The 17657-nt window shown below is 64.6% G+C and carries 14 protein-coding genes; 4 read left to right on the top strand and 10 right to left on the bottom strand.

Annotation, left to right across the window (positions count from 1 at the left end; genetic code table 11):
- Nucleotide 1 precedes the first annotated feature (1 nt).
- The 7 genes from AABE10_RS29235 to rpsB form a co-directional block, all read right to left on the bottom strand.
- Nucleotides 2–1207: a 1-deoxy-D-xylulose-5-phosphate reductoisomerase gene (locus AABE10_RS29235; protein WP_342936672.1), complete on the bottom strand. Its 1206-nt coding sequence runs from the start codon at nt 1205–1207 to the stop codon at nt 2–4.
- Between the two features lie 22 nt (nt 1208–1229).
- Nucleotides 1230–2051: a phosphatidate cytidylyltransferase gene (locus AABE10_RS29230; protein WP_342936671.1), complete on the bottom strand. Its 822-nt coding sequence runs from the start codon at nt 2049–2051 to the stop codon at nt 1230–1232.
- Nucleotides 2045–2827 carry a polyprenyl diphosphate synthase gene (gene uppS, locus AABE10_RS29225; protein ID WP_342936670.1) on the bottom strand — a complete coding sequence of 261 codons (783 nt, stop codon included), beginning with the start codon at nt 2825–2827 and terminating at the stop codon, nt 2045–2047. Before uppS ends, AABE10_RS29230 begins: the two co-directional genes overlap by 7 nt.
- A 73-nt stretch (nt 2828–2900) precedes the next feature.
- Nucleotides 2901–3461: a ribosome recycling factor gene (frr, locus tag AABE10_RS29220; RefSeq protein WP_342936669.1), complete on the bottom strand. Its 561-nt coding sequence runs from the start codon at nt 3459–3461 to the stop codon at nt 2901–2903.
- Between the two features lie 96 nt (nt 3462–3557).
- Complete coding sequence (gene pyrH / locus AABE10_RS29215; RefSeq protein WP_090864794.1) at nt 3558–4271, bottom strand: UMP kinase; 714 nt, start codon at nt 4269–4271, stop codon at nt 3558–3560.
- Nucleotides 4272–4515: 244 nt separating this feature from the next.
- Complete coding sequence (gene tsf, locus AABE10_RS29210; protein ID WP_342936668.1) at nt 4516–5397, bottom strand: translation elongation factor Ts; 882 nt, start codon at nt 5395–5397, stop codon at nt 4516–4518.
- A gap of 191 nt (nt 5398–5588) precedes the next feature.
- Nucleotides 5589–6341: a 30S ribosomal protein S2 gene (gene rpsB, locus AABE10_RS29205; protein ID WP_087735373.1), complete on the bottom strand. Its 753-nt coding sequence runs from the start codon at nt 6339–6341 to the stop codon at nt 5589–5591.
- 425 nt (nt 6342–6766) lie between these two features.
- On the opposite strand from rpsB, the gene map reads away from it, so the two are divergent.
- From map to AABE10_RS29190, 3 genes are all read left to right on the top strand, one after another.
- Nucleotides 6767–7579, top strand: a complete 813-nt coding sequence (map, locus tag AABE10_RS29200) for a type I methionyl aminopeptidase (protein ID WP_152757440.1) — start codon at nt 6767–6769, stop codon at nt 7577–7579.
- 19 nt (nt 7580–7598) lie between these two features.
- Nucleotides 7599–10178 carry a [protein-PII] uridylyltransferase gene (locus AABE10_RS29195; RefSeq protein WP_342936667.1) on the top strand — a complete coding sequence of 860 codons (2580 nt, stop codon included), beginning with the start codon at nt 7599–7601 and terminating at the stop codon, nt 10176–10178.
- Nucleotides 10179–11006: 828 nt separating this feature from the next.
- The gene (locus tag AABE10_RS29190; protein ID WP_342936666.1) at nt 11007–12293 is read left to right on the top strand and encodes a pseudouridine synthase; all 1287 of its coding nucleotides are present in this window, start codon (nt 11007–11009) and stop codon (nt 12291–12293) included.
- 119 nt (nt 12294–12412) lie between these two features.
- Here AABE10_RS29190 and def read toward each other — a convergent pair whose 3' ends face one another.
- Both def and ligA read right to left on the bottom strand, forming a co-directional pair.
- Nucleotides 12413–12946, bottom strand: a complete 534-nt coding sequence (gene def, locus AABE10_RS29185) for a peptide deformylase (protein WP_342936665.1) — start codon at nt 12944–12946, stop codon at nt 12413–12415.
- Nucleotides 12943–14994: an NAD-dependent DNA ligase LigA gene (ligA, locus tag AABE10_RS29180; protein ID WP_342936664.1), complete on the bottom strand. Its 2052-nt coding sequence runs from the start codon at nt 14992–14994 to the stop codon at nt 12943–12945. The genes def and ligA overlap by 4 nt, the downstream gene beginning before the upstream one ends.
- A gap of 208 nt (nt 14995–15202) precedes the next feature.
- Between ligA and AABE10_RS29175 the strand changes: the two genes are divergently transcribed.
- A complete protein-coding gene (locus tag AABE10_RS29175) occupies nt 15203–16045 on the top strand; it encodes a hypothetical protein (RefSeq protein ID WP_342936663.1) in 843 nt (280 codons plus the stop codon).
- Nucleotides 16046–16299: 254 nt separating this feature from the next.
- Here the strand turns inward: AABE10_RS29175 and AABE10_RS29170 are convergent, their stop codons facing one another.
- Nucleotides 16300–17538, bottom strand: coding sequence for a cell division protein ZipA C-terminal FtsZ-binding domain-containing protein (locus AABE10_RS29170; protein WP_342936662.1), 1239 nt, complete (start codon nt 17536–17538; stop codon nt 16300–16302).
- Between the last annotated feature and the right edge of the window lie 119 nt (nt 17539–17657).

Here is a 17657-nt window from a genome sequence, read left to right as displayed (position 1 = left end):
CTCACTGGACGGCGCGTTCCGTGAGGCGAGCGCCCGCCGGCAGACCGTCGATCAAAGCGTGGGCGGCGCGGCGCGCAGCAGCGTCCGCGTCGACCACGTCCGCGAGGCTCGACGCCTCGCGATTGGGCAATGTGTTCAGCACGGCTTCGACGACCCGGGCAATCGCCATGAAGCCGATGCGGCGCGACAGGAACGCCTCGACGGCGATCTCGTTCGCCGCGTTCAGCGCAGCGCTGGCAACGCCGCCTTCGGCCAGCGCCTGCATCGCGAGCGCGAGGCACGGGAAGCGCGCGTAATCGGGCTTCTCGAACGATAACGATGCGATCTGCGCGAGATCGAGCTGCGCGACACCCGAATCGACGCGATCCGGGAAAGCCAGCGCGTGTGCGATCGGCGTGCGCATGTCCGGGTTGCCTAGTTGCGCGAGCACCGATCCGTCCGCGTACGACACGAGCGAATGAATCACGCTCTGCGGGTGAATCAGCACGTCGATGCGCTCGCCGGGCAGGCCGAACAGCCAGTGCGCCTCGATCACTTCGAGGCCCTTGTTCATCATCGTTGCGGAGTCCACGGAAATCTTGCGGCCCATCACCCAGTTGGGGTGCTTGCATGCTTCTTCCGGCGTGACGTCGACGAGCGTCGACGGCTCGCGCGTGCGGAACGGCCCGCCCGACGCCGTCAGGATGATTTTCGATACCCCGCCATGCAACGCCGATTCGCGCGGCAGGCACTGGAAGATTGCGTTGTGCTCGCTGTCGACGGGCAGCAGGATCGCGCCGTTGTCGCGTACCGCGTCCATGAAGATCGCGCCCGACATCACAAGCGCCTCCTTGTTCGCGAGCAGGATGCGCTTGCCGGCGCGCGCGGCCGCAAGGCTCGGCTCAAGACCCGCCGCGCCGACGATCGCCGCGACGACAGTGTCGCAGCCGTCACTCTTCGATACATCGACGAGCGCCTGCGGGCCGTACGTGACTTCCGTCCTGCAACCCGCAGCATGCAGCTTCGCGGCCACGCTCGCGGCCGTCTCGGCATCGCCGACGACGGCCACTTCGGGTTTGAAGCGCAGGCATTGTTCGACGAGCTTGTCGCCGTTGCGATGCGCGGTCAGCGCATACACCGAGAAACGCTCGGGATGACGCGCGACGACGTCGAGCGTGCTGTCTCCGATCGAGCCCGTGGAACCGAGCAAAGTGAGTCGTTTTTGCATATCTCTTTCTCTAGCCGATGGGCTACGACAATACGAGCATCGCGAGCGGCAGCACCGGCAACAGGGCGTCGATGCGGTCGAGCACGCCGCCATGTCCCGGCAGCAGGTTGCTCGAATCCTTCACGCCGGCCTGGCGCTTGAGCATCGACTCGAACAGGTCGCCCACCACGCTGAACACGACCAGCAGCGTCAGCGTGGCAAACGCGCGCGCGCCGCCGAGGTGCTCGAGCAGCGCGGAAAACAGGGTTGGCGCGAACACATGAGTGACGACGGCAATGGCCGCGACGATCATCACCGCGAGCCACCCGCCGACGGCGCCCTCCCAGGTCTTGCCGGGGCTGATCGATGGCGCAAGTTTGTGCTTTCCGAAGGCCTTACCCGCAAAGTATGCGCCGATATCGGCCAACCAGACCACGAGGAGCAGGGAAAGCACGAACGGCACGCCCTCGATTCGGGCCGCGACGAGGGCGTGCCAGCAAGCTGCGAACACGACGACGCCCGCCAGTAGCAGGAACGGCCGCCAGGCGCCCTGAGCGAGCGCCGGCTTACGCAATAGCACGAACGGGCCCGCGAATACCCAGAAGATTGACGACGCTTCGAAGAGCGGCCGTGGCGCCACGAAGCCCGTGCCGAGCTTCGTGCTGGCCACCAGCGCCAGCGCAGCAACGATCGCGTAGATCACGGGACCCGCCCCCGGAAGCTTCAGCAGCCGCGCCCACTCCCACGCGGCGAACACGACGACGAACGCGATCAGCGCGCCGAAGCCGCCGATCGGCGCCCATAGCGTGACGGGAATAAGAATGGCCAGCAGGACGATCGCCGTGATGACACGGGTTTTTAGCATGGAAGCGAATCGGCGTTTTGCGATTGCGGCTCGAGCTGGGCGCTCGTGCGGCCGAAGCGGCGCTCACGCTCGGTGTACGACGCGATTGCGCGGCCCAGCGCGTCGGCGTCGAAATCCGGCCAGTAGGTATCGGTGAAATAGAACTCGGTGTACGCGAGCTGCCACAGCAGGAAGTTGCTGATGCGCTGCTCGCCGCCCGTGCGGATGAAAAGATCCGGCTCGGGCGCGTAAGCCATTGCGAGGTGTTGGGCGAACGCGTCTTCGTTGACCTCGACGGGGCTGCCCACCGCCACCGACTCCTCGACCAGCTTGCGCGTGGCCTGCATGATGTCCCAGCGGCCGCCGTAGTTCGCGGCGATGGTCAGCGTCAGGCGCGTGTTCTTCGCCGTCTTGGTTTCGGCGCGGGTGATCAGGTCCTGGATCTTTTTGTCGAACATCGACAGATCGCCGACCACGCGCAGACGGATGCCGTTTGCGTGCAGCTTGCCGATCTCGCGCTCGAGCGCGGTGACGAACAGGCGCATCAGGAACGACACCTCGTCGATCGGACGGCGCCAGTTTTCGGAACTGAATGCGAACAGCGTCAGATACTGGACGCCCCGTCGGGCACAGGCGTCGACGGCCGAGCGCACGGCGTCGAGGCCACGCGTATGGCCCGCCACGCGCGGCAGGCGGCGTTGAGTCGCCCAACGGCCATTGCCGTCCATGATGATCGCGATGTGACGCGGTACGGCTGAGACGTCAGGGACGCGAACGGTTGAGCTTGTATAGGTCATGGCCGTCGGGTAAAGCAGCAAATAAAGAAGAGATGATCAGTGAAAGTTCTCGTGTCTGGTGTGCGCCAGACCATCAAACCGTCATGATCTCGCCTTCCTTGGTTTGCACGAGCTTGTCGATTTCCGCGACGAACTTGTCCGTCAGCTTCTGAACATCGTCGCCGGCGCGGCGCTCATCGTCTTCGGAGATTTCCTTGTCCTTCACGAGCTTCTTCAGCTGCTCGTTCGCGTCGCGGCGCAGGTTGCGCACCGCCACCTTCGCCGTCTCGCCTTCGCTCTTGACGATCTTCGTGAGTTCCTTACGGCGCTCTTCCGTCAGCGGGGGCATCGGCACGCGGATCAGATCGCCGTGCGTGGCCGGGTTCAGGCCCAGATCCGATTCGCGGATCGCCTTCTCGATCACGGAGACCATCTTCTTTTCCCACGGCTGCACGCCGATCGTGCGGGCGTCGACGAGCGTCAGGTTCGCGACCTGCGAGATCGGCACGGGCGAGCCGTAGTAGTCGACCTGGATGTGATCGAGCAGGCCCGTGTGCGCACGGCCCGTGCGGATTTTCGACAGATCGTTCTTGAACGCGTCGAGCGAGCGCTGCATTTTTTGTTCAGCGCTCTTCTTGGTATCAGCCACAGACATGATTAAACCTCCGAACCTTCAAAACGATGCGGGCCCGCCAGCGCGCGCGAGGCGGCGCCCAAGCCCGCGGTCAAGCCCACAGACGTGAAAGAGAGTTTACACGTGGACGAGCGTGCCTTCGTCCTCGCCCTGCACGATGCGCTTGAGCGCGCCCGGCTTCACGATCGAAAACACGCGAATCGGCAGCTTCTGGTCGCGGCACAGCGCAAAGGCGGTGGCGTCCATCACCTGCAGGTTGCGGCCAATTGCCTCGTCGAAACTGATCGTCGAATAACGCGTCGCAGACGGGTCCTTCTTCGGATCGGCCGAATAGACGCCGTCGACCTTGGTCGCCTTCAGCACCACTTCCGCGCCGACCTCCGAGCCGCGCAGCGCTGCCGCCGTGTCCGTCGTGAAGAATGGATTGCCCGTGCCGGCCGCGAAAATCACGACCTTGCCCTCTTCCAGCTGACGGATGGCGCGGGGACGGATGTAGGGCTCGACGACCTGATCCATGCGCAGCGCCGACTGCACGCGCGCTTCGATTCCGGCGTGCCGCATCGCGTCCTGCAACGCCAGTGCGTTCATCATCGTGGCCAGCATGCCCATGTAGTCGGCCGTCGCACGGTCCATACCCGCCGCGCCACCCGCCACACCGCGAAAAATGTTGCCGCCGCCGATCACCACCGCCAGTTGCGTACCGAGCCGCACCACCTCGGCCACGTCCGCCACCATTCTTTCGATCGTCGCGCGATTGATGCCGAATGCATCATCGCCCATCAGGGCTTCGCCAGAGAGTTTGAGGAGGACGCGTTTATAGGCAGTGGGCATAGAGATATCCAGATTGCGCTGAGCAGGGCCAAAAAGCCGCCAAACAACAAGGAACTAACTGTAGGGGTGAAATACGAATTCGGGCAAGCGCCGCCAAATTGATGCGCCTCAACGACCGACCGAGGCGAGTCGATATCCGGCCGCCGTGCGCCTTGCACACGCGCAACCCCAGCGGCGCTGCCGGCCGCGGCGAGGTCCAGCCCCGCCGCGGGTCAAACGGTACAACGTAAAACTTAAACGAAGCTTATTGCTGCTTCGCAGCAGCAACTTGCGCCGCGACTTCGGCAGCGAAGTCGTCCTGACGCTTTTCGATGCCCTCGCCCACGACGAACAGCGCGAACTTCTGCACGCTCGAGTTCGCGGCCTTCAGCATCTGTTCGATCGTCTGCTTGTCGTTTTTCACGAACGGCTGGTTCAGCAGCGACACTTCCTTCAGATACTTCTGCACCGAGCCGTCGACCATCTTCGCGACGATCTCAGCCGGCTTGCCCGATTCGGCTGCCTTCTGCTCGGCGATGCTGCGCTCCTTGGCGATCAGGTCAGCGGGAACGTCGTCTGCCGACAGCGAGACCGGCTTCATCGCCGCGATGTGCATCGCGACGTCCTTGCCGACCTGCTCGTCCGCGCCCGTGTACTCGACCAGCACGCCGATGCGCGTGCCGTGCAGGTAGGCAGCCAGCTTGTTCGACGTTTCGAAGCGCGCGAAACGGCGGATCGACAGGTTTTCGCCGATCTTGCCGACGAGCGCCGAACGCACTGCGTCGACCGTCGAGCCTTCCAGCGGCAGTGCCGACAGCGCGGCGACGTCAGCCGGGTTCTGCTTGACGACCAGCTCGGCAACCTTCTTCGAGAAGCCGATGAAGTCGTCGTTCTTCGAAACGAAGTCGGTTTCGCAGTTCAGTTCGACGATCGCGCCAACGCCGCCTTCGATGAACGAAGCGATCACGCCTTCAGCCGTGACGCGCGACGCCGCCTTCGACGCCTTGTTGCCGAGCTTAACGCGCAGCAGCTCTTCAGCGCGCGCCATATCGCCGTCAGCTTCCGTCAGCGCCTTCTTGCATTCCATCATCGGCGCGTCGGTCTTCGCGCGCAGTTCTGCCACCATGCTTGCGGTAATTGCCGCCATCATTCGCTCCTTGAGTCTGTCTGTCACACGCCGCCCGCATTCGATGCCGACGGCAGAATTTCGTTTCCGCGCAGCGCACTTTTATTTCCGGCGCTGCCGCGTGCGCGTTGCCGCACGCTCACTCCAGATCGTCGCGGCTTAAAAAAAGGGGGCCTATCGAGAGCCCCCTTTTTTGCCGGACACAGGGTGCTTTACGCTTCCCCGTTGACCTCGACGAACTCGTCGCCGTCGCCGCCGCGGGCAGCCTGCACGACTTCGTTGACCGCGTTTGCACGGCCTTCGAGGATCGCGTCAGCCACGCCTTGCGCGTACAGCGTAACGGCCTTGCTCGCGTCGTCGTTGCCCGGGATCACGTAATCCACGCCTTCCGGCGAGTGGTTCGTATCAACCACGGCGATGACGGGCACGCCCAGCTTGTTCGCTTCCGTCACGGCAATCTTGTGGTAGCCGACGTCAACCACGAAGATCGCATCCGGAATGCCACCCATGTCCTTCACGCCGCCGATCGACTTTTGCAGCTTGGCGATTTCGCGTTCGAACAGCAGCGCTTCCTTCTTGCTCATCTTCTCGAGCTCGCCTGCCTCGACTGCCGCTTCCATGTCCTTCAGGCGCTTGATCGAAACCTTCAGCGTCTTGAAGTTGGTCAGCATGCCGCCGAGCCAGCGTGCGTTGACATAAGGCATGCCAGCGCGCTGAGCCGCTTCGGCGATCGTGTCGCGCGATTGACGCTTCGTGCCGACGAACAGGATCGTGCCGCGGTTCGCTGCCAGTTGACGCACGTACTTCAGTGCGTCGTTGTACATCGGCAGCGTCTTTTCGAGGTTGATGATGTGAATCTTGTTGCGATGACCGAAAATGAAGGGGGCCATCTTCGGGTTCCAGAAGCGCGTCTGGTGACCGAAGTGGACACCGGCTTCCAGCATTTGACGCATGGTAACTGCCATGAATATCTCCGCTAGGGTTAGGTCTTAAGCCGGCTGCCGTATCCGCCGCGCCGCCTTCCGCGCTCTTCGGGAAGATCTGACGCCGCGAACACCCTGGGTGCGCCGGCTTGCGAATCTCGCGAATTGCGCCATATGGGTCTTACATATTTATGGGCAGTTCGCGAGGAAAGTCTGCCGCCGTGATGAATATTCCGAATATTCGGATTGGCGATTGACTTAGCCGAAGAGTATAGCACGCGAGCATTGCAGGACTCAACCTACGCGGTAGCACGTGAGGCGGCCGCGGGTTGCACCCGCGGCCGCGCAGCGCGCCACAGATAGACGCTGCGGCCCGCTCCGCGCGTGGCTACCCGCCCAGCAAAAGCCAGCGATCACGGAAATAAGGTGCGATAATTACGCGATACACCGCTTTTCAGGCCCGACTCATGGCTATTACGCTCAAAAACGAAGACGATATTGCCCAGATGCGCGTCGCCGGACGCCTCGGGAGCGAAGTCCTCGACTACATTACGCCGTTCGTCAAGCCCGGCGTCACGACGGGGGAGCTCGACCGACTCTGCCACGAATACATGACGAACGTGCAAGGCACGATTCCGGCGCCGCTGAATTATCAGCCGCCCGGCTATCCGCCGTTTCCGAAGGCCGTCTGCACGTCCGTGAACGACGTGATCTGCCACGGCATTCCCGGCGACAAGACGTTGAAGAACGGCGACGTGCTCAATATCGACGTCACCGTGATCAAGAACGGCTACTACGGCGACACGAGCCGCATGTTCATCGTCGGCGAAGGCTCGATCATGGCCAAGCGCCTCATCCAGACCACCTACGAATGCATGTGGCTCGGCATCGAGCAGGTGCGCCCGGGCGCGCATCTCGGCGACATCGGCTACGCGATCCAGAAGCACGCGGAGGGCCAGGGCTACAGCGTGGTGCGCGAATATTGCGGTCACGGCATCGGCCAGGTTTTCCACGACGAGCCGCAAGTGCTGCACTACGGCCGTCCCGGCACGGGCATCGAATTGCAGCCCGGCATGATCTTCACGATCGAGCCGATGATCAACGCCGGCCGCCGCGAAATCCGCACAATGCCCGATCAGTGGACCGTCAAGACGAAGGACCGCAGCCTGTCCGCGCAGTGGGAGCACACGATTCTCGTCACGCCGACGGGCTACGAAGTGCTAACCGTGTCGGCGGGCACGCCCGCGCGCCCGCAAATCGTGGCCGCCGCCACCGCCTGATTTCTTCGCCCCTTCGCCTATGAGCAGCGTTTCCGCCGTCGCCCTTTCCGATGCCACGTCGCTCAAGGCGGATTACAAGGTGGCCAAGACCCCGCTTATCGATCGCTTCAGGACGGCGTCCAATGTCGACACGCTGATGCGCTCGCTCGCGCGCATCACCGACGATGCGCTGCGCGGCGCGTGGGCTGCGTGCGACCTGCCTGCGTCGCTGGCGCTGCTTGCCGTCGGCGGCTATGGGCGCGGCGAACTGGCCCCGCATTCCGACATCGACATTCTCGTCCTGCTGCCCGACGAGCACGTCCCGCACCTGGAAGCCAGCATCGAGCGCTTTATCGGTCTTGCGTGGGATCTGGGGCTGGAACTCGGCAGCAGCGTGCGCACGGTGTCGCAGTGCCTCGAAGAAGCCGCGAACGACGTGACCGTGCGCACGTCGCTGCTCGAAGCGCGGCGCATCGTCGGCAGCACCACCCTGTTCGAGGGCTTTTCGCTGCGATACCGCGACGCGCTCGACCCGCGCGCGTTCTTCCAGGCGAAAGTGCTGGAAATGCGCCAGCGCCATGCGAAGTTTCAGGACACACCCTACGCGCTCGAACCCAACATTAAGGAAAGCCCGGGCGGTTTGCGAGACCTCCAGCTAATTCTGTGGGTCACGCAGGCGGCAGGGTTCGGCAGCAGTTGGCGCGAACTGGACAAGCGCGGCCTCATCACCGATCGCGAAGCACGCGAGCTGCGCCGCAACGAAGGTTTTCTGAAGACGTTGCGCGCGCGTCTGCACGTGCTCGCGGGACGCCGCCAGGACATCCTCGTCTTCGACCTGCAGACGACAGTCGCCGAGAGCTTCGGCTTCAAGGCCACGTCCACGCGCCGCGCCAGCGAGCAGCTGATGCGCCGTTACTACTGGGCCGCCAAAGCCGTCACGCAGCTCTCGACCATTCTGATCCAGAACATCGAAGCCCAGCTCTTTCCGAACACGAGCGGCATCACGCGGGTTTTGTCCGATCGTTTTGTCGAAAAGCAAGGCATGCTGGAAATCGCCAGCGACGACGTGTTCGAACGCGAGCCGAATGCGATTCTTGAAGCGTTCCTGTTGTACGAAAAAACGCCGGGCGTCAAAGGCCTGTCGGCGCGCACGCTGCGCGCGCTCTACAACGCGCGCGACAAGATGGACCATCGCTGGCGCCGCGATCCGCAAAACCGGCGGCTTTTCCTGGAAATTCTGAAGCAGCCGCAGGGCATCACGCATGCGCTGCGTCTGATGAACCAGACGAGCGTGCTCGGGCGTTATCTGCTGAACTTCCGCCGTATCGTCGGACAGATGCAGCATGATCTGTATCACGTCTATACCGTCGATCAGCACATCCTGATGGTGCTGCGGAACATGCGGCGTTTCGCCGTCGCCGAGCATGCGCACGAATATCCGTTCTGCAGCCAGCTGATCGCGAATTTCGAGCGTCCGTATCTGCTGTACGTAGCTGCCCTCTTTCACGACATCGCCAAGGGCCGCGGCGGCGATCACTCGACGCTCGGCATGGCCGACGCGCGGCGTTTCTGCCGCGAGCACGACATTCTCGCCGACGACGCGGCGCTCGTCGTATGGCTGGTCCAACATCATCTGACGATGAGCCAGGTCGCGCAGAAGCAGGACACGAGCGACCCGGAGGTGATCAAGCGTTTCGCCGATCTGGTCGGCACCGAGCGGCGCCTGACGGCGCTGTATCTGCTGACGGTCGCCGATATTCGCGGCACCAGCCCGAAAGTCTGGAACACGTGGAAGGGCAAGCTGCTCGAAGACCTGTACCGCGCGACGCTCGCCGTGCTCGGCGGCGCTCGTCCCGATGCGCATTCGGAACTGAAGTTGCGTCAGGAGGAAGCACTCGCGCTGCTGCGTCTCGAGACCGTGCCTGAGAACGCGCACCGCGCGCTGTGGGACAAGCTCGACGTCGGCTATTTCCTGCGCCACGACGCGGCCGATATCGCCTGGCAGACACGCGTGCTGCACCGGCACGTCGAAACCGCGACGCCGATCGTGCGCGCGCGTCCGTCGCCCATCGGCGAAGCGCTTCAGGTGCTGGTCTACGTGAAGGACCGCCCCGATCTGTTCGCGGGCATCTGCGCGTATTTCGACCGCAACGCGCTGTCCGTGCTGGATGCGCGCGTCAGCACGACGAAGCACGGCTACGCGCTCGACAACTTTCTTGTCGCGCACACGGAGCGAGACGTTCACTATCGCGACATCGCCAACCTCGTCGAACAGGAACTGGCGGAGCGCCTCGCGGCTGAAGGCACGCTGCTGCCGGAACCGTCGAAGGGCCGTCTGTCGCGCCTGTCGCGCACGTTCCCCGTCACGCCGCGCGTCGACCTGCGGGCCGACGAACGCGGCCAGTACTACATCCTGTCCGTGTCGGCAAACGACCGGCCAGGCCTTCTTTATTCGATCGCGCGCGTGCTGGCCGAGCACCGGGTCGGCGTCCATGCGGCGCGGATCAATACGCTCGGCGAACGCGTCGAGGACGTGTTCCTACTCGATGGACACGGCCTCTCGGACAACCGACGACAAATCCAGGTCGAAACCGAGCTGCTGCGCGCGATCGCAGTGTGAGATTTCATGCGAGTCAAACTGACAGCCAAGCATCCGCGGCCGGCTTCGTCCGAACGCGCCCCCGTCCGTCCGGGCAGCACAACTGCGCGCAAGCCGGCACGGCCAGCGGCGCCGGAGGCCAAGGACGCTCCGTCCAAGGGGCCGCGCGGCGGCGCGGGTTCTTCCACGCCGGCGGCCGCGCGCCGCAGCGAGACGGCCTCGGCGGGGCCCGAGAAGCGCTCGTTCGGCAAGACGGCGGGCGGGCGGAGTGAATCCGGTTCATTCGAACGCCGTTCTGCGGGCGACCGACCGGCGCGCGCGCAGAGCGGCGAATCAGGCTCATTTGAGCGTCGCTCTGCGGGCGACCGGCCGGCACGCACACGAAGCGACGAATCCGGATCATTCGAACGCCGCTCTGCGGGCGACCGGCCGGCACGTGCACGAAGCGGTGAATCCGGGTCATTCGACCGCCGTGCTGCGGGCGACCGGCCGGCCCGTGCACGAAGCGGTGAATCCGGGTCATTCGACCGCCGTTCTGCGGGCGATCGTCCGGCGCGTGCACGCGGCGGCGAATCCGGCTCATTCGAACGTCGCTCTGCCGGCGACCGGCCGGCACGCGCACGAAGCGGCGAATCCGGGTCATTCGAACGCCGCTCTGCGGGCGATCGGCCGGCACGCGCACGAAGCGGCGAATCCGGGTCGTTCGAACGTCGCTCTGCGGGCGACCGGCCGGCGCGTGCACGAAGCGGTGAATCCGGTTCGTTCGAACGCCGTCCTCCAGGCGACCGGCCGGCGCGCAATCAAGCCACGTCTACAGGCGATGGTTTCCGGCGCAATGCAGAGGCGCCTGTGGATCGGCGCGGTTCGTCCGATCGACCTTCGCGCGGCGCCTCGACGGGCGAACGCGCGCCGCGCTTCTCGCACGACGATGATGCACCCCGCGCGCGTCGCGCCCCACGCGACAACGAAGAGCGCCGCAGCGCGCCGCGTACGGCCCGCGCCGCGGATGGCGCACCTTCGCGCGAACGCACGTCTGCACGCCCCGCTAAGGCCGCATATGAAGGCCGCGACGCGTCGCAAGATCGTCGCCCCCGGAGCGAAGGCGCAGCACGCCGCGCAACCGGCGACGAGACTTCGGCCCGCAGCGAACGCACCTACGCGAGACCCGTCAAGAGTGCCGACTCAGACCGCGACGACGTCACGCCGACCAAATCGGCGCCCACGCCACGCACGAACAAGGCAAAGCGCGATGCCCGCTCGATCGCAGACAGCTTCGACCGTCCCGCGATCTTCGATCGCCCCGCCGGGAAGCCCGCGCGCAAGTCGCGCCCTGCTGTGGAGCCGCGCCGCCGCGAGGAAGGCGAATACAACGACGTGCCAGGCAATCTGCGCCTGTCGAAGCTGATGTCCGAGCTCGGCCTGTGCTCGCGCCGCGAAGCCGACGAGTGGATCGAAAAAGGCTGGGTGACGGTCGATGGCGCTGTCGTCGATACGCTCGGCACGAAGGTCCGCCCCGACGCCGATATTCAGATCGACCCCGCCGCCCAGGCCGCGCAACTCAAGCAGGTGACGATCCTTGTGCACAAGCCCGTGGGTTACGTCTCCGGCCAGGCAGAGGAAGGCTATGAGCCCGCCGTGACGCTCGTCAAGCCCGAAAATCGGTGGGACGGCGACCACACCGACATCCGCTTTTCGGCCGCGCATCTGCGTCAGCTGGCGCCGGCGGGCCGCCTCGATATCGATTCGACCGGGCTGCTGGTGCTGACCCAGGACGGGCGCGTCGCCAAACAGTTGATCGGCGGGAATTCGCAGATCGACAAGGAATATCTCGTGCGCGTCACGTACGGCGACGTCGAAACGGATGTCGAGCACCATTTCCCGCCGGAAAGCCTCGCGATGCTGCGCCATGGGCTCGAACTGGACGGCGTGCCGCTCAAGCCCGCGATGGTCAGCTGGCAAAATGGAGAGCAGTTGCGCTTCGTGCTGCGTGAAGGCAAGAAGCGCCAGATTCGCCGCATGTGCGAACTCGTCGGCTTGCATGTCGTGGGCCTCAAGCGTGTGCGAATGGGTCATGTGATGCTCGGCGCGCTGCCGCCCGGACAATGGCGCTATTTAGGCCCAGACGAGTCGTTCTGAGGCTCGTAGGCGTCGCCTGTCGTTCGTGTGAAAAAGCCCGCGCATGCGGGCTATTTCTTTTTCCTTTTTCCCTTTTCCAGCACAAGGACCAAGGCGACTGCTGACGCCCTGTCATCCTCTCATTCGTCGGACTCCGGATCGAGATCGGGAAACAGCACCTCGGTAAAGCCGAACTTGGCGAAATCGGTGATCCGCATCGGATACAGCTTGCCGATCAAATGATCGCACTCGTGCTGGACGACGCGCGCGTGAAAACCTTCCGCGACGCGATCGATCGGTTTGCCGAACTGATCGAAGCCGTGATAGCGGATCATCGACAAACGGGTCACAGCGCCGCGCAGCCCCGGCACGGAGAGACACCCTTCCCAGCCCTCCTCTGTATCCAGCGACACGGGCGTGATCGTCGGGTTGATCAGCACCGTCTCGGGCACGGACGGCGCGTCCGGATAGCGCTCGTTATGGCCGAATCCGAAAATCACCACCTGCAGATCGACGCCGATCTGTGGCGCGGCGAGCCCCGCGCCGTTCGCGTCGTGCATCGTCTCGAACATGTCCCGGACGAGGTCGTGCAACTCGGGCGTGTCGAAGTGATCGACGGGCTTGGCGATGCGCAACAGTCGCGGATCGCCCATCTTGAGGATTTCGTGAATCATGTTGTGTGCCCCTCCAGGAGCTTACGCATACCATCTTCGTCGAGCACGGGGATGCCAAGTTCCTCGGCTTTCGCAAGCTTGCTGCCCGCTTCTGCACCGGCCACCACGTAATCGGTCTTTTTCGACACCGAACCGGCCACCTTCGCGCCGGCCGCCTCCAGCAACTCCTTCGCTTCGTCGCGGCCCATGTTCGGCAGCGTGCCCGTCAGCACGACCGTCTTGCCCGCCAGCACGCCCTGCGGCGCTTTCGGCGCGGGCGGGCCTTCCGTCCATGTCACCTTGCCGGGCGCGCGCAACTGATCGATGACCGTGCGGTTGTGGTCCTCGGCGAAAAACTGATGAATGGCTTCGGCGACGATAGGCCCGACGTCGTTGACCTCCAGCAGTTCTTCGACCGTCGCGTTCATGATGGGATCGAGCGAGCCGAAATGCCTGGCCAGATCCTTCGCCGTCGATTCGCCGACGTGCCGGATACCGAGCGCGTAGATGAACCGCGCGAGCGTCGTGTGCTTGGCTTTCTCCAGCGAGTCGAGCAGGTTCTGCGCGGACTTCTCCGCGAAGCGGTCGAGTTCGGCGAGCGTCGCGAATCCCAGATTGAAGAGATCCGCGGGCGTACGCACAAGATTCAGTTCGACCAGCTGATCGATGATCTTTTCGCCCAGTCCGTCGATGTCCAGCGCGCGGCGCTGCGCGAAATGCCACAGCGCCTGCTTGCGCTGCGCCGGGCAGAAGAGGCCGCCTGTGCAGCGCGCAATCGCTTCGTCCGGCAGACGCTCGATGGCCGAGCCGCATACGGGGCACTCGGTCGGCATCACGAATTCGCGCGCGTCCGCCGGCCTGCGATCGAGCATCGCGCTCACCACTTCGGGAATGACATCGCCTGCTCGCCGCACCACAACCGTATCGCCGATCCGGATGTCCTTGCGGCGAATCTCATCCTCGTTGTGCAGCGTCGCATTCGTCACCGTCGCGCCGCCGACGAACACCGGCTCGAGCCGCGCGACAGGCGTGATCGCGCCCGTGCGGCCGACCTGCACGTCGATGGCGACGAGCTTCGTGAGCGCTTCCTGTGCCGGAAACTTGTGGGCGAGCGCAAAGCGCGGCGCGCGCGAAACGAAGCCCAGCATGTCCTGCTGATCGCGCCGGTCGACCTTGTAGACGACGCCGTCGATGTCGTACGGCAGCGTCTCCCGCTTCTCTCCAACCTTACGGAAGAAGCCGAGCAGGCCTTCTGCGCCTTGAACGACGGCCCGCTCGCTGTTCACGGGCAAGCCCATCTCGTGATACCAGTCGAGCAGTTCGCTGTGCGTCGCCGGCATCTCGACGCCATCGAGGACGCCAATGCCATACGCGAAGAACGACAGCGGACGCTGCGCCGTGATCTTCGAATCGAGCTGCCGCAAGCTGCCTGCCGCCGCGTTGCGCGGATTCGCGAACTCGCGCTGGTCCGCGTCGCGCTGCCTCTGGTTCAGCCGATCGAAATCGCGCTTGAACATCAGCACTTCGCCGCGCACGTCGATGAGCCTTGGCACGCGCTTGCCTTTTAGCTTGAGCGGAATCGAGCGGATGGTGCGGACGTTTTCGGTGACGTCCTCGCCCGTTGCGCCGTCGCCGCGCGTGGCCGCCTGCGTGAACTTCCCGTCCTCGTAGCGCAACGAGATCGCAAGGCCGTCGAACTTCAGCTCACACGCGTAGTCGACGCGCGAATGATGCAGCGTGTCCGATACGCGTTTGTCGAAGGCCGCGATGTCTTCGTCCGAAAAACCGTTGTTCAACGACAGCATCGGCATGTCGTGCACGACGGGCCTGAAGCCACTCGCTGCTTCGCCGCCGACCCGCTGCGTCGGCGAATCCGGCGTGATCAGATCGGGATGCTCGCTTTCGATCTGCTGCAGTTCCTTGAACAGCTTGTCGTACTCCGCGTCGGGCAGATCCGGCTGGTCGAGCACGTAGTACGCGTGGTTCGCGCGTTCGAGTTCGGCACGCAGCCACAACGCCCGCTCGGCGGGTGCGCTGGTCGCAGGATCAGGGACTTTGGTTCGGGCCATGCTGTCAGCGTTTGCGCATATGTAATGGATGTCAGATTATCTCAGGAAGCGCTTCCCGTGGCATCGGCCGAATGGCCAGTTTGGTGCGCGCGGAAACCCAACATGACCTGCCGATCCTGGCCGATCGGCTAATCGATGCGCAAGCCGTTGACAGCGCGCCAGCCGTAATGCGAACTTGTCACGTGCCATCCGTTGCGTAACCGTCCACATGCCCGCATCCTTCGTCCGCTTCATACGCTGTCGCTTCATCGTGCTCGCCATCGTGCTGGCCACGCTCGCGGTGTGCCATGCGCGAGGCGCGATGGCGAGCGAACAGGTCGTCGACGTGCCGCTCGGTCAAGGCGCGTCGATCTCCTATCTGTTGACCCAGCAGGACGGCAGCCAGCCGCAGTGGGTGCTCGTGATGTTTCCGGGCGGCGAAGGCGATCTCGAACTCTCGCAGCGGCCAGGCGGCACGATCCATATGCGCGAGAAGAACAACTTCCTCATCCGCGCGCGCAATCTTTTCGTGGATTCGCTGTTCGCGACGGCCATCGTCGATGCGCCGTCGGATCAGCCGGGCGGCTATTCAGATGCGTTTCGTGCGTCGCCGCGTTCCGCGCAAGATCTCGCGCAGATCGCGGCGAACCTGCGGAAGCGCTTCCCACAGGCGAAGCTCGTGCTGGCGGGCACGAGCCGCGGCACGATATCGTCGGCTTACGTGGGACGCGCCTTGGCTGATGTGTGGAGCGCCGTCGTGCATATGTCGACGCTCAGCAGCCCTGCGCGCGGCCAGGCAACGCCGCTGATCGGCTTCGACTACGGAGCGATTCGTCCGCGCCAGCTGTTCGTCCAGCACGCGGACGACGGCTGCTATCTCTGTTCCTACGAAGCGCTAAAACGCATCGCCGACAGCGGCCAATATGCGCTGATCACCGTGCACGGCGGCGACACGCGCGGCAAGCCCTGCGAGGCGATGTCGCATCACGGGTTTTATGGAAGGGAAGAGGCCGTCGTCGGCGCGGTCAAGGCGTGGATCAGCGGGCGACCGTGGCCCGACGACGTGGGATGAACGGGTGCGGAATACCCGTCGTCGGTTGGCGTCTCGCCCAGCGAAGGTCATCGCGCTTTCAGCGCGGCTGCAAATGGAAACGCGCGACCCAAACGGAACGTGTGGCCCAAACGGAACGTGTGGCCCAAACGGAACGTGCGGCCCGAATGGAACGCACAGCCCAAACGAAAACCGCCCGACGCATTCCCATGCATCAGGCGGTGTCATCGACGGCAGCATAAGCCACCGCGTCATGCTCAAAGCGTGTCGTGCGCCTACTGGCTGAACAGGCGACGCGTCGCGGGCGAGCCGGCCGGAATGCCGGCCTGTTCGAGCTTCGCGTACAGCGTCATCAGCTGCTTCTCGATGGCGAGCAGCGCGCTCTCCGGCAGCGGCCGGCGGCCGTCGTCGACCACGCGACCGCCGATGCGCTCGGCGAGCGACTTCGCGTAATCGCACATCAGGCGGAACGGCAGGATGTCTTCGTCGGCGACGGGCACATCGAGCACCAGCGTGATCATCTGGCCGCCCTTGTACGTGAGGTCGTCGCGCAGGAAGTTGGTGTCGCCGAACTGCAGCATGAACACGGGGCTCTGCTTCGCGTCCAGCTTGACGAAGCGCGTGCCGTCGCGCGACAGCAGCAGCCCGTCTTGTGACGCGACGGCCTGCACGTAGTTCGCTGACCACGGCGCGCCGTCGGACAGCACGTTGATCGACAGTTGCGCGTCGCACTGCGCAGCAAAACCGTCGAGTTCGCGCGCCATCGATACCGTTTCCATCATGTCCGGAAACTCGGGCGAAGCATCGAGCGCGTCGGCGAACTGCTGGACGCCCGTCACGAACTCGGAGAACTCCAGTTCATTGAGCGGGCCGCTGCGGTTCGCGAGTTGCGCGGCCGCGCGCAGTTCCTCGTAGCGCACGCCGCCTTGCAGCAGTTCCCACGCGCCGCCGCCTTCCGGCTTGCCTTCGATATGCACTGGCTTGCTGCCCGCGCGGCGCAGACGCTGCGCGAGCGGCAGTACCTTGTCGCCCGCGACGGGAGCGGAAAGCCTGATGGGGACGATGCAGTCGATGCGCCGGTCGACGATCGCCGGCGGCGCCGACGAAATCGTCGTGGCAGCGGGCATGATCGGCTCGTTGCGCTCGTCGTCGGCCTCGCGCTCGACGGCCTGCTGCTCGCGTTCTTCGTCTTCGGGGAAACCGTTCGGCGACGTGTTCTCGGCCTGGATGTCGGCGGGCGTGTCGAGGGGCGCGGCACCGCCGAAGGTCGGCTCGACGCGCGCTGACTCGGCATGCTCGCCCGATGCGGGCTCTCGACGCGTCGTCGGGCGCGCCGGTTCGATGAATGGGCTCTGCTCGACGAGCTCGTCACGAGCCGTGGGCTCCGCCGTGTCGGTGGGCATCGGCCGTGGCATCCTGCGGCGCACCTTCGCGCCCTGCCACGCGTTGTAGACCACCACGCCCCCGACCACCACGGCGCCCGCGCCGATCAAACCGAGTGTCAACTCGTCCATGCACGCTCCATCTGCAATTCTTTTCGCCGCTGCGCGCCGCGCCTCGTTCGCGCGGCCTGCACGCACCGCGTGCCGCCGCTGCGGGCGCCGGCGCGCAGCGAATTCGATTCTGTGTTCAG

It is taken from the genome of Paraburkholderia diazotrophica, assembly GCF_038900755.1.
GTDB lineage: Bacteria > Pseudomonadota > Gammaproteobacteria > Burkholderiales > Burkholderiaceae > Paraburkholderia > Paraburkholderia diazotrophica_A.
This window is presented reverse-complemented; position numbering and strand designations above follow the sequence as displayed.